General features: G+C 54.9%; 14 protein-coding genes and 1 tRNA gene. 5 read left to right on the top strand and 10 right to left on the bottom strand.

Annotation, left to right across the window (positions count from 1 at the left end):
- Window positions 1-66 precede the first annotated feature (66 nt).
- The 6 genes from HCH_RS29025 to HCH_RS29050 form a co-directional block, all read right to left on the bottom strand.
- Window positions 67-573, bottom strand: coding sequence for a winged helix DNA-binding protein (locus tag HCH_RS29025; RefSeq protein WP_011400127.1), 507 nt, complete (start codon window positions 571-573; stop codon window positions 67-69).
- Window positions 574-679: 106 nt separating this feature from the next.
- Window positions 680-4,324: a hydantoinase B/oxoprolinase family protein gene (locus tag HCH_RS29030; protein WP_011400128.1), complete on the bottom strand. Its 3,645-nt coding sequence runs from the start codon at window positions 4,322-4,324 to the stop codon at window positions 680-682.
- A 34-nt stretch (window positions 4,325-4,358) separates the two neighbouring features.
- Complete coding sequence (locus tag HCH_RS29035; RefSeq protein WP_011400129.1) at window positions 4,359-5,666, bottom strand: TRAP transporter large permease; 1,308 nt, start codon at window positions 5,664-5,666, stop codon at window positions 4,359-4,361.
- A gap of 6 nt (window positions 5,667-5,672) precedes the next feature.
- A complete protein-coding gene (locus tag HCH_RS29040) occupies window positions 5,673-6,194 on the bottom strand; it encodes a TRAP transporter small permease (protein ID WP_011400130.1) in 522 nt (173 codons plus the stop codon).
- A gap of 89 nt (window positions 6,195-6,283) precedes the next feature.
- Entirely contained in the window at window positions 6,284-7,255 is a 972-nt protein-coding gene (locus tag HCH_RS29045; protein WP_011400131.1) for a TRAP transporter substrate-binding protein, read from the bottom strand.
- A 265-nt stretch (window positions 7,256-7,520) separates the two neighbouring features.
- Window positions 7,521-7,946, bottom strand: coding sequence for a c-type cytochrome (locus HCH_RS29050; protein WP_011400133.1), 426 nt, complete (start codon window positions 7,944-7,946; stop codon window positions 7,521-7,523).
- A gap of 365 nt (window positions 7,947-8,311) precedes the next feature.
- On the opposite strand from HCH_RS29050, the gene HCH_RS29055 reads away from it, so the two are divergent.
- On the top strand, window positions 8,312-8,662 hold the full coding sequence (locus HCH_RS29055; RefSeq protein ID WP_238384943.1) for a hypothetical protein: 351 nt from the start codon (window positions 8,312-8,314) through the stop codon (window positions 8,660-8,662).
- 17 nt (window positions 8,663-8,679) lie between these two features.
- Window positions 8,680-8,928: a DUF2845 domain-containing protein gene (locus HCH_RS29060; RefSeq protein ID WP_238384944.1), complete on the top strand. Its 249-nt coding sequence runs from the start codon at window positions 8,680-8,682 to the stop codon at window positions 8,926-8,928.
- 87 nt (window positions 8,929-9,015) lie between these two features.
- Here the strand turns inward: HCH_RS29060 and HCH_RS29065 are convergent, their stop codons facing one another.
- From HCH_RS29065 to HCH_RS34050, 3 genes are all read right to left on the bottom strand, one after another.
- Complete coding sequence (locus HCH_RS29065) at window positions 9,016-10,362, bottom strand: phosphomannomutase/phosphoglucomutase (RefSeq protein ID WP_011400136.1); 1,347 nt, start codon at window positions 10,360-10,362, stop codon at window positions 9,016-9,018.
- A gap of 130 nt (window positions 10,363-10,492) precedes the next feature.
- Complete coding sequence (locus tag HCH_RS32790) at window positions 10,493-11,176, bottom strand: B3/B4 domain-containing protein (protein ID WP_011400137.1); 684 nt, start codon at window positions 11,174-11,176, stop codon at window positions 10,493-10,495.
- Window positions 11,177-11,272: 96 nt separating this feature from the next.
- On the bottom strand, window positions 11,273-11,452 hold the full coding sequence (locus HCH_RS34050; RefSeq protein ID WP_011400138.1) for a hypothetical protein: 180 nt from the start codon (window positions 11,450-11,452) through the stop codon (window positions 11,273-11,275).
- 453 nt (window positions 11,453-11,905) lie between these two features.
- Between HCH_RS34050 and HCH_RS29075 the strand changes: the two genes are divergently transcribed.
- Window positions 11,906-11,982: transfer RNA gene (locus HCH_RS29075), tRNA-Arg, on the top strand.
- A gap of 138 nt (window positions 11,983-12,120) precedes the next feature.
- Here the strand turns inward: HCH_RS29075 and HCH_RS29080 are convergent.
- Entirely contained in the window at window positions 12,121-12,615 is a 495-nt protein-coding gene (locus HCH_RS29080) for a hypothetical protein (protein ID WP_041599007.1), read from the bottom strand.
- Between the two features lie 401 nt (window positions 12,616-13,016).
- Between HCH_RS29080 and HCH_RS29085 the strand changes: the two genes are divergently transcribed.
- On the top strand, window positions 13,017-13,754 hold the full coding sequence (locus HCH_RS29085; RefSeq protein WP_011400141.1) for a substrate-binding periplasmic protein: 738 nt from the start codon (window positions 13,017-13,019) through the stop codon (window positions 13,752-13,754).
- 75 nt (window positions 13,755-13,829) lie between these two features.
- Window positions 13,830-14,921, top strand: coding sequence for an ankyrin repeat domain-containing protein (locus HCH_RS32795; RefSeq protein ID WP_011400142.1), 1,092 nt, complete (start codon window positions 13,830-13,832; stop codon window positions 14,919-14,921).
- Window positions 14,922-14,960: the final 39 nt, after the last annotated feature.

Here is a 14,960-nt window from a genome sequence, read left to right on the forward strand (position 1 = left end):
GCATCATACCCAAATAAACACGCTGAAAACGACCGCTTTGTCGCAGTTCGCTATTCACCTCTGGCGTTATAGCGAAGCAGCCGCCCTGGCGGCCTGATCGTAGACGCCGGTCAGGGTGCGCAACACCCGCGCCACTTCGCCGATTTCTTCATTGCTGATGCCGGTGGTGAGCAGCGTATCCACCAGACAGTCATTGCGCACTTCCCGGTACTTGAGACAAAGCTCCGCGCCGCTTTCCGTGGCGGAGTAAAAGGTTTCCTTACCGACTTTTTCACTGGTCACCAGTCCCATTTTCGCCAGCTTGCGCAGGGAGTATGACACCGTATGGGTGTCGTCGATGTGCAGGATGAAGCAGATATCGGCAATGCGCTTGGGCCGCTCGCGGTGATACACGTTATGCAGCACCAGTATATCGATGGTGCTGAGCTCTTTATTGCCCGCCGCGGACATGCAGTGCACCAACCAGCGCTGGAATGTGTTTTCAGCCATTATCAATGCGTACTCAAACTCGCTGAGCTCAACGCTGCGCTCATTGAGCAGGTGGCTGGAGGAGACGATTCTTGATTTTGTCATGGTGTGTGTTGTTTCCTTCTTGGTCTCGCCAATGTGGGCCAGAGCATACTTTCGGCGCCGGGCAATGTCTAATCCTGCCGCCGAAAGCCGCTCCGTCAGGCGTTGTCTAGTCCTTTTGCGACTCGCCGAAACCGCCGCCTCCGGGGGTTTCGATTTGCAGGCGGTCCCCCGCTTCCAATTGCAGGCTAACCTGAGCGCCCAGAGACTGAACGCCGCCGTCACGGCGAATCACCCGGTTTACGCCCACTTGTCCAGGTTCGCCGCCGGATGCGCCATAGGGCGCCACTTCCCGCCGGTTGGACAGAATGCTGACCTGCATAGGCTTGAGGAATCGCAGACTGCGACATACGCCGTCGCCGCCGCAATGCCGCCCGCCGCCGCCGGAACCGCGCCGCACCTTGAACTCCTCCAGCAATACCGGGAAACGCCATTCCAGCACTTCCGGATCGGTCAGGCGCGAATTGGTCATGTGCGTATGCACCGGCCCAGCGCCGTCGGCATTGGCCGTAGCGCCGTCACCGCCGCAGATGGTTTCGTAATACTGGAACTCATTGTCGCCCCAGGTCAGGTTGTTCATCGTGCCCTGGGCAGCGCCTTTCACGCCCAAGGCGCCGAACAGCGCATCCACCACCAGCTGGGAGACCTCTACATTGCCCGCCACCACTGCCGCGGGATAACAAGGATTCAGCATGGAGCCTTCCGGGACAATAATCTGCAATGGCCGCAGACAGCCGCCGTTGAGGGGAATCTGATCATTGACCAGACAGCGGAATACATACAATACCGCCGCATGCACCACCGCCAGCGGCGCATTGTAATTACGCGGGTGCTGTGGGCTGGAGCCGGTGAAATCCACCGTCGCCGTGCGCTGGTCGCGATCCACCTGGATTTTCACTTGCACCTTATGGTCGTCATCCATGGCGTATTCAAATTCGCCATCGGACAGCACATCGATGACCCGACGCACGCACTCTTCCGCATTTTCCTGCACATGCTTCATGTAAGCCTGCACCACTTCCAGGCCATACTGGGACACCACTTTCTGCAGCGCCTGCACCCCCGCCTCGCACGCCGCCACCTGGGCGCGCAGGTCCGCGATGGTGAACTCGATATTGCGCGCCGGATGAGGACCGGACAGGAACAGCTCCCGAGTCATCTTCTCCTGGAATACGCCTGCATCCACCAGTTTGACGTTATCCAGCAGAATGCCTTCTTCATCTATATGACTGGAATCCGACGGCATGGAGCCCGGAGCCACGCCGCCCACATCCGCATGATGTCCCCGTGACGCTACGTAGAAACAGATATTTTCCCCAGCGCTGTCGAACACAGGCTTAATCACCGTGATATCCGGCAAGTGAGTGCCGCCGTTATAGGGATCGTTGAGCATGAATACATCACCGGGACGCATGGTTCCGGCATTGCGCGCCATCACTGTCTTGATGCTGTGGCTCATAGAACCCAGATGCACCGGCATGTGCGGCGCATTGGCCACCAGCTCGCCCTCTGCGTCAAAAATCGCACAGGAGAAATCCAGTCGCTCTTTGATGTTTACCGACACCGCCGTGTTTTGCAGCACCAGCCCCATTTGTTCTGCGATGAACATGTACAGGTTATTGAAGATCTCCAGCATCACCGGGTCGGCGTCAGTGCCTATCGAATGGCGCTGCGGACGCGCGGCGACGCGCTCCAGCACCACGTCATTGCGATCCGTCAGCTGCGCACGCCAGCCTGGCTCCACCACGATCGCGCCGATTTTCTCCACGATCACAGCGGGGCCGTCAATGGCGCGTCCCTGGGGAATATTTTCACGCACGTAAAAAGGAGCCTGATACTGCTCGCCGCCGGTAGTCAGCGGCAGCAGTTTATCCGGGGTCAGCTTGCCCCCCTGACAAGGCGCGGTCGCCGCCACCTGTGCGTCACCGCGCCCGGAGACTTCCACTTGCACTGCTTCCACCATGAGCGTTTTATCGGCGACGACAAATCCGAAGCGCTTTTCATGCTCGATAGAAAAAGCCTGACGCACCGCATCCACTGCGTCCAGCGCCACCAGAATAGAGGTGTCGGAACCTTGATACTTAATATGCAGTCGCGCGGAGGATTCAATACGCGCCGCCGGAACCCGTTGCTCCGTCAGTTTGGCGGCGGCGTCCTGGCTCATGCGCTCGACCAGCGGCGTCAGCTCCGCAATCAATGCTTCCGACAAGGGCTTTTCTACTGTGGTTTCCGCCATTTCCCGCACATCCGCCAGCCCCATGCCGAAGGCGGATAACACGCCGGCGTAGGGGTGTAGGAATACCCGTTTCATTCCCAAAGCGTCCGCTACCAGACAGGCATGCTGGCCGCCAGCGCCGCCAAAGCAACAGAGGGTGTAGTCCTGCACATCGTAGCCGCGCTGAGTGGAGATATGCTTGATAGCGTGGGCCATGTTATCCACCGCAATCGCCAGGAAACCTTCGGCCACTTGCTCCGGCGTACGCGTATCGCCGGTCTGATCCTGAATCTGCTGGGCCAGCGCCGCAAATTTTTCCCGCACGCACTCTGCGTCCAGGGACTGATTCGCTTCGGGACCAAACACTTTCGGGAAATAATCCGCCTGCAGTTTGCCCAGCATGACGTTGCAGTCGGTCACCGTCAGCGGTCCGCCATTGCGATAACAGGCCGGCCCCGGATAAGCGCCGGCGGACTCCGGCCCTACGCGATAACGTGAGCCGTCAAACTTAAGCACCGAGCCGCCGCCCGCCGCCACCGTATGAATCGACATCATCGGCGTTTGCAGGCGGAACCCGGCCACTTCCGTTTCGAAACTGCGTTCATATTCGCCGCGATAATGGCACACATCCGTGGAGGTGCCGCCCATGTCGAAGCCGATCAGCTGCTCGAAACCCGCCGCTTCGGCGGTTTTCACCATGCCCACCACGCCCCCGGCGGGGCCGGACAGTATGGCGTCTTTACCATTGAATACGCGGGCGTCGGTCAGTCCGCCATTGGACTGCATGAACATCAGCCGTCCCGGTTCGCTGGCCATGGAGCCCAGCTGCCCTGATACCTGGTTGACATAACGCTTAAGGATCGGCGACAGGTATGCATCCACCACCGTGGTGTCGCCCCGACTGACGATTTTCATCAGCGGGCTTAATTCACTGCTCACCGACACCTGGGTATAACCAATATCCCGCGCCAGTTGCGCGACTTTGCTTTCATGCTCGCAGAAAGCGTAACTGTGCATAAACACGATGGCGCAGGAACGCAGGCCGCGCTCATAGGCCGCGCGCAACGACTTTTCGGCGCCCGCCACGTCGAGAGGCGTCAACACTTCGCCTTGGGCATTGATGCGTTCATTCACTTCCGCTACTTCGGCGTAGATCATGTCCGGCAAACGAATATCCAGAGCGAACAGGTCCGGACGCGTTTGATAACCGATGCGCAGAACATCGGCGAAGCCTTTGCTCACCACCAGCAGCGCCGGCTCGCCTTTGTGCTCCAGCAATGCATTGGTGGCGACGGTGGTGCCCATTTTGATTTCTTCGATATCCTGCTCCGGCACCTGCGCGCCTCGGGGAACGCCCATGAGTACGCGCACGCCTTCCAGCACCGCGTCAGGATATTGCGCAGGGTTCTCGGAAAGCAGCTTATGGGTGATCAATTCTCCTGCAGGATTACGCGCCACGATGTCTGTAAACGTTCCGCCCCGGTCCACCCAGAAACGCCATTTGCCCGCACCCGCCATGTTTGTCTTTTGTGTTGTCATTATGTCTGTCACCTCAAAAAATCTCTTAACCCGCTCAGCCGCGATTGCTCAAAGTCTGCGGCAGCCACAACGCAATTTCCGGATACGTACTGAGCAGCGCCACCGCCGCCACCAGAATCAGGAAGAACGGCGTCGCATAGCGGGCCACCCTGAAAATATCCCTGCCGGTCAGGGATTGGATAACAAACAGATTGAAACCGACCGGCGGCGTGATCTGCGACATTTCCACCACCAGCACCAGATAGATGCCGAACCAGACCAAATCGAATCCGGCCTTTTCCGCCAATGGCAGGATGACCGATGTGGTCAGCACCACCACGGAAATGCCATCGAGGAAACAGCCGAGTAGAACAAAGAACAGGGTCAGCGCCACGATCAGCAATGCCGGAGACAGTTGCATGGCGCCAATGAATTCAGCCAACTCCCGGGGAATGCCCGTAAACGCCATGGCGACAGTGAGAAATGAAGCGCCGGCGAGAATAAAAGTGATCATGCAGGAGGTGCAGACCGCTCCGATCAGGCTGCGCTTAAACATATCCCAGCTCAGCGACCCGGTCAGGGCGGTTAACGCCAGCGCTCCGATAACGCCAAGAGTGGCGGCTTCCGTAGCGGTGGCGACGCCAGCGTATATGGAGCCGATGACAAAACCGATCAGCAACGTCACAGGCAGGAGACGCCTCAACGCAGTGAGTTTGGTTTTCATATCCGTTTTGCCTTCCGCTGCTGGAACCTTATGTCGGTTTAGCAGGGACCAGATCACCGTGTATCCCATAAACAGGCAGATCAACATCAGTCCAGGGATCGCTCCCGCCATGAACAGACGGTCAATGGACACTTCCGCGGCGACGCCGTACACGATCAGAATTATCGAAGGTGGAATTAGTAATCCCAGAGTACCGGAGCCAGCCAAGGTCCCAATCGCCATGGTTTCGTCATAGCCGCGCTTTTTCAGCTCCGGCAGGCTCATTTTGCCGACTGTGGCGGTGGTCGCCGCGGAGGACCCGGAGACAGCGGCGAATATGCCGCAGCCCAGAATATTCACGTGTAGCAGTCCGCCTGGCAGACGCTGTAGCCAGGGAGAAAGCCCTTCGAACAGGTCTTCCGACAGGCGGGTGCGAAACAAAATCTCTCCCATCCAAACAAACAGCGGCAATGCGGACAGCGTCCAGTTGGAGGAAGCGCCCCAGGTCGTGTTCGCCATAATGGCCCCGATCTGCGCATTGTCATTGAGCAGCATGGCGACAAAGGCCACGGTGAACAGCGTTGATCCCACCCAGAAACCAAACGCCAGGAAGGTGAACAACACCCCCATCAGCAACATCGTTAATTGCAAAGTATCCATAAACGCTTACTCCACCGCCGCTTCGCCGGCTTCCTGCGCCGTCACGTAGCTGGGTTTGCGTTTAAGCAGCGCTGCGACCCAATCGTCCAGCACGGCGATAAAAAATAAAGCCAGTCCCGCCAGCATGACGCTTTGAGGCATCCACAAAGGCACTGCAATATAGCCCGTGCTGACATCTTCGAATTCGTATGTTTCCAGAACAAAGCCACCGACCGCGTAGGTAATAAAACCAACCAGAATCAGCAGCGCCGTCAGGTTGAACAGCTCCACATAGCGCTGCGCAACGCCTTTTACCTGACGGGTAAGAAAGGTCACGCGAATATGGCTGTTATGGCGAAAGCTGTACGCCAGGGCGAAAAAGGTGGCCGAGGCCAGAAAGTAACCGACGAAATCTTCAACGGAAGGAACAATCAGACCAAACCAGCGTCCCACTATCTGCATCGTCATCAACAGACAGATCAGCACCATGCTCACGGACGCCAGGACAAGGCCCGCCTTGTATAGGCGATCAAGCGTAAGTCTCAGCATTTTCATCTTCCCACAGCGTGTTATGGGTATTGTTTTTATTTGTGAGGCGGACTCTCGTGAGCCCGCCTGAAGGGCGGACGGAAAGGGAATTAGCCGCCGTTGAGTCCTTTCACAATTTCAACGCCTTCAGGGCCGACTTCGTCCTGCCATTCCTTCGCCATGGTCTGGCCGACTTTGCTGAACTCGCTGATAAACGCCTGCGTGGGCTCAGTCACATTCATGCCGTGCTTGGCCAGGTCAGCGGTTTTCTCAGTGGTTTCCTGCTCCGCCATTTTCCAGCCGCGCTCTTCCGCCTCTTTGGCTGCTTGCAGCACCGCATCCTGTTGTTCCTTGCTCAAACGTTTGAAGGAGCGCAGATTCACAAACACCATGTTCTTGGGAATCCAGGCGCGACTATCCATGTAATAACGGGAAAAGTCCCAGGCCTGACTGGAAACGCCTGTCGTAGGTGAGGTCACCATAGCGTCGATGATGCCGGTGCTGAACGCCTGCGGAATTTCCGGAGTCTGCACAGTAGTGGGCGTTGCGCCTAACAGTACGGACAGGCGCGAAGTTGACGGACTGTATGCGCGCATCTTCAGACCTTTAAGGTCATCAATAGCGGCCAGTTTTTCCTTGGTGTAAATGCCCTGGGGCGGCCAAGGCACGCTGAAGAGCAGCTTAAGCCCTTGTTTCTCCAGTTTCTTTTCAATGTGTGGGCGACTCGCGTCATAGAGTTTTTTGGCGCCGTCGAAACTGGTCACCAGAAATGGAATGTTATCGACTTTATAGATGGGATCGTCATTGCCCAGCAGCCCCATGAAGACCTCGCCAATGGGAGCCTGGCCGGTGCGCACGGCGCGGAATATCTCAGGGTGTTTGAACAGAGAAGCGCCGGAGTGCACCACGATTTTCAGATCGCCGCCGGTGGCTTTATCAATATCCGTCGCGAATTCGCGAATGTTCTGCGTGTGATGAGTCCCGTCCGCATAGGGGGTAGGCATATCCCACTTAGTGGCGGCGAAGCCAGTGGATGCGGATAACGAAAGCAGAAAGGATAAACAGAGTCTTCTTATTTTCATTGGGTTTGCACCTCTTGTTGGTTCAGGGAGACCTGAATTGCTATCGAAAGATCATATTTACACAAAAAATCCTTTTTGAATACGTTTTGCATTCATTTTACATTCAAAAACTTTAACCCGACCTAAAACAAAGAGGTAAACCATTGACGTTACAGGATTCCCTCCATGGATGCGGAATAACAAGGGATGTGTATATCAGGAAGGGGCAAATGACAGGCGAAAAAAAACCGCCCTACGGCGGTTTCTTTTGCTACGGTGGGTAAGCTTACTGGCTCTGCTCAACAATAAACTCAACCGTGGCTTTAATTTCATCATCGGAACAATCGCCACAGGTGCCGCGCGGCGGCATGCCTCTGATGCCATTGATCGCATGGGTCACCAGCGTTTCCATGCCTTGTTCGATACGTGGACCCCAAGCAGCCGCATCGCCTTTTTTCGGCGCGTTGGCGACGCCAGTGTCGTGACAGGCGAAACATTTACTGGCATATATATCAGCCGGTTCACGGGGGCCGGACGGCGCAGCGGCGGCTACAGCAGCCTGAGCGGCTTTACACTCCTGACCTTCCACGCACACTTCGCCCACAGGCTTAATGCGTTCTGCAATCTTCTCTTCAGCTGGAGTTAATGACCACACAGTGCCCGCAAACACCATCGCCAACATTGCGGTAATCGCTTTCACGGTTGTCTTCACGACCCATCCTCATCAGCAGCTTAAAATTATTAATGGCGCATTATAACGGCATCGCCGCAGAAATAAAGCAGAGGCTCCGGGTTATCAAAGGACCTGCGGCGCGCATTTTTGATCCATGACAGTTCCCGGGCGAAAGCTTTAGAACCCCCACAAATGACCATCCCAAGCGCTTTCTCGATAAGCTTCCACAACTCGGGATGAAAAGTGGATTCGCCTCTACCGCCTCGCTATAATGCCCGACGCGCTTAACCGAGCGCACTTGTTCGCGCTCACAAGGCTCGAGCCTACCCCGACGCCAAAAGCGGAGGGGCCGCGCTTATTTTTCCCAGCGCACATTCCAATCCAGCAACGTCATGGTAACGCCGATGCGCCTCGCACCTTATAGACGCCACCTCATCATTACGGAGTTCGTCGCCCTCGCCTTCCTGATCGGCTCCATGTACCTGTTCGCCCAGATGGCGAAGCAAGGCGAAGTGGTTTCCCCCCGACTTTGGCTAATACCTATTATTTCCAGCTTTCTGGTAATCTCAGGTTTTTGCGGCAATCTTTATATCCGCTGGGTGGAGAGCGTCAGCCAGACAGATGGACAATCATCAGGCGGGAAACCTGTTCAGCGAGTGTTCATATATCTGCTGATAGTCTCCTTATATATCATCTGGTTTATGGCGGTGGCTCAAGCATGGTCCTCTCATCAGGCGTTAAGCGCCTCACCCTAGCACTTTTACTCTGTTCTGTGTCAGCTTCCAGCTGGGCGCTGCGATGCGGCAAGGATCTGGTCTCAGAATCAGATCTGGATTACGAAGTTCAGGCCAAATGCGGCCCGCCGGAGCATATCAGTCTGATCGGCTACGGCCTGACGGATGATAAAACCCGAGAGTTTAAAATCGAGCGCTGGATTTATCGGCAGCCAAACAAAACTCTGTTCATCCTGCAGTTTGAAGCCGGCAAGCTCGTGGATATTTCCTGGAAACGCGCACCCTGATTCATTCAACGCATAAAATAAAAGGCCGGCGCTCCGAAGAACGCCGGCCTTTTTTGTATCTCATTCTTTATCGATAGCTCAGCCGAATCAGATGCTGTCGATCTTTTCCAGCAGTTCCGCCGTCTTGGCCTCCATCAACGCCTGATCCCCACGAGACTCAACGTTCAAGCGCACCAAAGGCTCGGTGTTGGACATACGCAGGTTAAAGCGCCAGTCGTCGAATTCCACACTCAGGCCATCCACGAAATTCACGGATTTCGCCTTGGGCGCGTATTCTTCCTCGATGGCTTTCAGCACTTTGCCCGCATCTTCCAGGGTACGGTTGATTTCACCGCTGGCGGGATACTTTTTCATGCGGTCGTCAATCAAACTGGACAGCGACTTGCCGGTAGCGCTGATCAGGTCCGCCACCATCAACCAGGGGATCATGCCTGAGTCGCAGTAGGCGAAGTCACGGAAGTAGTGATGCGCGCTCATTTCGCCGCCATATACCGCGTCTTCATCACGCATACGCTGCTTGATGAAGGCATGTCCGGTTTTGCTCTGGATGGCTTTGCCGCCTGCCGCTTCAACCACGTCGATGGTGTTCCAGACCAGACGCGGATCGTGAATGATGCCCGCGCCAGGGTGCTTGCTCAGCAACTGCTCCGCCAGCAAACCTACGATGTAGTAACCTTCAATGAAGCGTCCGGTTTCGTCGAACAGGAAACAGCGGTCATAGTCGCCGTCCCAAGCCACGCCGAAGTCAGCGCCAGATTCCAGCAACGCAGAACGAGTGCTGTCGCGGTTTTCCATCAAAAGAGGGTTAGGCACCCCATGCGGGAAGTGTCCGTCCGGCTCGTGATGTACTTTGACGAAGGTGAACGGCAGGTGTTTTTCCAGCTCATCGATAACCAGACCCGCGCCGCCGTTACCGGCGTTGACCACGACTTTCATCGGCTTCAATGCAGAGGCGTCAACGTAAGTCAGCAGGTGCTGAATATAGGCTTCCAGAGTGTCCAGCTTGTGATAGGAGCCTGGCTTTTCGGCGTCTTTGAACTCGCCCGGCACTTTGCCTTTGATATCCAACAGGCCGGTATCGGAACTAATCGGGCGGGAATCCACGCCAACCAGCTTCATGCCGTTGTAATCCTGGGGGTTGTGGCTGGCGGTCACCATGATGCCGCCGTCCATTTTGTGATAGAAAGTCGCGAAATACACCTGCTCTGTGCCGCATAAACCGATGTCGTAAACATCGGCGCCGGCCGCCATCAGGCCTTTGCTTAAGGCTTCGGCCATAGCCGGACTGGACAGGCGGATGTCATAGCCAACCACTACTTTCTTAGCTCCGGTCACCTCAACATAGGCGCGGCCAATCCGTTCCGCGATATCGTTATTCAGCTGGTCAGGCACGCGGCCTCTGATGTCATAGGCTTTGAAACAGCTAAGATCCATGAATGCGTTACTCCAGTATGTGTCTGTAAATATGGACTGCAATGAATATAAGTCGATTGTAAAGTGGATATCGGGCCGTTGCACTGCGCCAAAAGGAATATATTTCCGCCATGGAAATACCCCATAAACCTCATTCATGCAGACATTCGAACCGTTGCGTACAGTCACCGCCGCAGTAGGTCAGGATAAGGTCGATACAACTGTTGGCGGCGGCGCGCACGCTCTCCGCCGCCATATCGGCATGTCCCTGAACGATCAACAAAATCCTGCGACTTGACGGCTGTAGACAAGTCTCCCTGGATTGACGGCAATCCATCCTGCACAACACCCGGTCGGCGTCGTCCAGATAAGCAAACTCCCCCGCCGGCGCACGCGCCAGCTCTTCTGCGCCCAGCGGCGCGAACCTCTCCACGCCCCGGGTGATATCCAGGCGCACATCGCCTTCCAACCTGTCGATATCATGAGCGCCAATGGAAATTCTTCGCTCTAAAGACATCAGGTTATAGATATCCACCACAGGACTGATTAACGGAATATCGCCATTACGCCGCAGGGTTCCGATCAGATTTTCAACTGAAACCGGGAAGCGTTTCCAGGATCGCGCCATCGACGCCTTTAGTCGTCGGTAGCCGCCAATATGGGGGTCTGAATCCAAATCACAACCCTGATACGCCGCCACCGCTTGCGCCAACTTTACCTTCCTAAGGGCATGTAAATAAGGTGTATAGTCCTTGTTATTCACATCCTCCAGCGCCACTGCGACCACCTGCAAACCTAAATTCGCGGCGGCGTGGGTCATCTGAAAATCAACCATCCCTAAACTCCTTTTGCTGGGCGTACGTCAACGCGATGGTTGACTGGCGCAGGCCAAAAAAGGCAGGGGAAAACAAGCTCGCCCTGCCTGATCGCTTCAATCGTCCCGGCGTTTTACATAGACTTTTTTCTGCGCTCGCCGTGCGGAGGCGGCGCGCGCCATTGCGTAAGCCATCGTTCCTAACGCCAAAACTGCAAGGAAAGACACGCCGGAGCTATCGGCAAAGGTAAAAGAGGCGGTTGCGTCTTGCCAAGTACTAACCAGACCTGATTGCATTGTCCACTCCCACTATTACGGTAGTGTTTTAGTCTCAGTAAAAAGCACCCATCCCTCAGCGCATCGGCCAACAGCATCAATGCCAAGCTTCCATAATTGTTCAGCATAAAATATGCCATGCCTTAACCTACTGATTCAGGTTAAGAAGCATCAAACTGGCAAGCCGCAGACGTCCTTGCTGACGCCCTCATTCGCGTCACTAAAGCGCCTGCAAACTATCAAAGTGGTGCATAGATACACATAAATAAAAGAAGGGGGACATCCATAACCAGACCCAACGGCCATATCAACGTACGGCCAGAATCTTCAGCGTGAACCGGAATAAGAGAAGAGAAACCAAGAAAAATCGAGCCAAACGCGATTCAGACATAGACAGAAAACGACAATCTACCTATCATATGCACCCTGTTTTGTTGAGTCTCGAATGGGCTCCACATCACAACCTGCCCTAAAGCGCCCGTAGCTCAGCTGGATAGAGCGTTGCCCTCCGGAGGCAAAGGTCAGAGGTTCGAATCCTCTCGGGCGCGCCATTTTATCTCTCTTATCGCATAGCAAAGCCCTTACACTGCCTGTATGTCCCAAGCATATCTATATGGTTTTGTTCAATAAAGAAGAATGGAGCCAGCTCTCGCATGGGCTCCATAAAAAGAACTGCGAACGTTGAAAGGTTACCCTTTCGTCCTCGCAAACATTTCTTCAAACAAGGTTTTGGCTGGCTTCTGGCTATCAATATTGTCTTGATTCAGTTCAAGATGGTTCTTGATGCATTTCAGCATAGCGATGCGTTTTTTGCGCTTGGCCAGTTTGGCGGGGTTGCCCGACCCTTCATATGCTCTAATGATGTCATCGATATTGAGTACATTTCCCCCTGCGATATGCACGCAATCCTTCACTTTTTCCGCGACCATCCCGTCCGCGCCGCCGATCAGGTCAACAGCCAGATCGCCGAAACTGCCAACAGCGACGACGAGTTCCCTACCTTCCAAAGACTTGAGAATTCTCTCCCTGGCCGCTGGCGCCACTACCACTTCAATGTCGTTAGGAAAGATAGATCTGTACTCTTCAGCCCCTTCAGACATATTTCTGGGCGCTCTGGCGATATGCATCCACGCTGCGCAGCCGCCAACCACATACCAGCCATCCGCACCCGCCCAGGTATTCATATATGCGAAAAATTCGGGTATTCCATTTATTCTGTGAACTGACATTCCATAGATCCTTGTTAAGTTTGTAAGTGTTATTTTTATCGCATAGAGAGATACGCGTTATTCCCTATGCTTGTACGAGGATGGCGTTTTTCGCCCAGGTATCCCTTCACACTTTGCGAACTAATTTGTTTATGGAAAGGCAGGCGCGAATCATGGGTACAAGCGTATTTATGACTCGGCATTGATCGATTCTCACCACACGGCAGCCATATTTGCACAGCACCAGAGAAGCTTGCGCTCGCCTTCTTGGTTAATAGCTATACTTTCCTAATAACGCCAAGTTTAAGGCGCTGAAGGTTGGCGGCCGTTCCGGCTTCCTTGTTTCCTAACTGCACGTTGAATTAGGCAAGAATGATATGAAAGCGTTAATTGTCAGTGTTGTTTTGTGTCTAATCACTTCCTTTGCTCAGGCGGAGAAGATTACCCTGGCGAACGGTGAATGGGCGCCTTATCTGTCTGAGAATTTGAAGCATCACGGATTCATGTCCCGGATCGTCAAGGATGCATTTGCAGAGGAAGGCATCGAGGTGGATTATGTATTTCTCCCCTGGAAGCGTGGTTATGAGGACGCCAAAGAAGGCAAATTCGAGGGGACGCTGATCTGGGGTTATAACGACGAACGCGCCAAGGATTTCCATTACTCCGATACAGTGGCGACGCTGGGCACATCTTTGTTTTACAACAAAGACAACCCCATCGACTGGAGTGCGCCGGAAGATCTGGCCAAGTATAAAGTCGGCGGCATTATCGGCTACGCCTATGGGATTGAAGAGCAGGAAAAACAGGGCGTGGTCAAAATCGACCGCATCGGTAACGAAGAGGGAAACTACAAGAAGCTCGCCGCCGGACGTCTGGACATCGTGCTGGAGGACACTGAAGTCGGCATAGAAAGCATTGCCCGTTTCGGCTTTGCGGACAAACTGGTTCCTCATCCCCAAACGCTGGAGCCACGCAAATACTCTGTTCTCATCAGTAAAAAAACGCCCAATGCTCAGCACCTGCTTGACGCCTTTAACCGGGGCTTGAAGAAAGTAATCGAGGACGGTCGTTACGAGCGTTATCTGCAGGAGTCACGCAAAGGGGAATACAAATAGTTTCTGCGACTGGGTTGCGCAGTGCGCGAGATTCCGCTTTGATGACGCCAACAGGCGGATAAGGCGAGGTCATCAGTGGATCTGAATAAAGCATTGATAACAGCTGCGGTCATGGAAGACCTGGACGGCTTGAAGCAACTTCTGCAAGACAATCCCGGGCTCGACGTGGATACGCGCAGCCCATTCGCAGCAACAGAACGCAATACGCCGTTGATTATCGCCGCCGGCAACGGGGATGCAGCAATGCTCACGTTTCTACAGGCCCAAGGCGCCGATATAAATATCCAGGGTAAGAACGGCGCCACGGCGCTAGCCATGGCGGTGGAGTGGCGGCGCTCGGATATTTTCGAACGTTTATTGGAGACAGGGGCCGACGTCGATCTCGCCATGGACGATGGAACCACTCCCCTGATGAAAGCCGCCGCTTATGGCCTGCCGGATTTGGCGAAGCAACTGTTACAACACGGAGCCAAAGCCAATCACAGCAGAAGTGACGGTTGGACGCCGCTCATGCTGGCGTCTCATTCCGGTAACGAGGAAGTGGCTACGCTACTGCTGGCGCACGGCGCAGAGGCTGACCATCAGGAAAGCAACGGGCGCACGCCGTTGATGGCGGCGTGCTTCAAAGGCCATATCCGCATCGTGGAAGTGTTGCTCGCCCATGGCGCAAACTCCGGGCTACAGGACGCCGGGGGCGCCACAGCGTTATCAGAAGCGTCAGAACGGGGCCATCAGGCGATCGTCGCGTTATTGCAAACATCAGGCGCCGCCGGGCCCCTCAAGCCTTCTTTCCTGGAAGTGGCCAGGGAGAAAGAGAAACGCCACTACGCAGACCTCTCCAAAGACGCCCAGCAAGCGTTTGAAAACCTGTTGAAATGGCTGACCGCGAAAGCGAAAACCTGGGCGAAGAAGGTCGACGCGTCACAACTTGATGCCGTTAACGACGACAGCGTCGAGAATATCTGGCTTTATTACCTAGCGGATAAACTGTACGAAAAGGTCGCCGCCCTGGACGACGCAGTGCAACAGGAGTTGATCGTCTACGCCCGCGCCCTTGACGCCGTCGATCACGGTGACGGGATGCTTTCTTCTTACCTGAAGACCGTATTCATGGATATGCTCAAGGCTTTAGTCGCGCCGCAGCGGTACGCCAGTCTGTATCTATAGGGCTGCACAAAAGAAAACGGCCCGCAAAGGACCGTTTTG

The sequence above is a fragment of the Hahella chejuensis KCTC 2396 genome (assembly GCF_000012985.1).
In the GTDB taxonomy this organism is placed as follows: Bacteria; Pseudomonadota; Gammaproteobacteria; order Pseudomonadales; family Oleiphilaceae; genus Hahella; species Hahella chejuensis.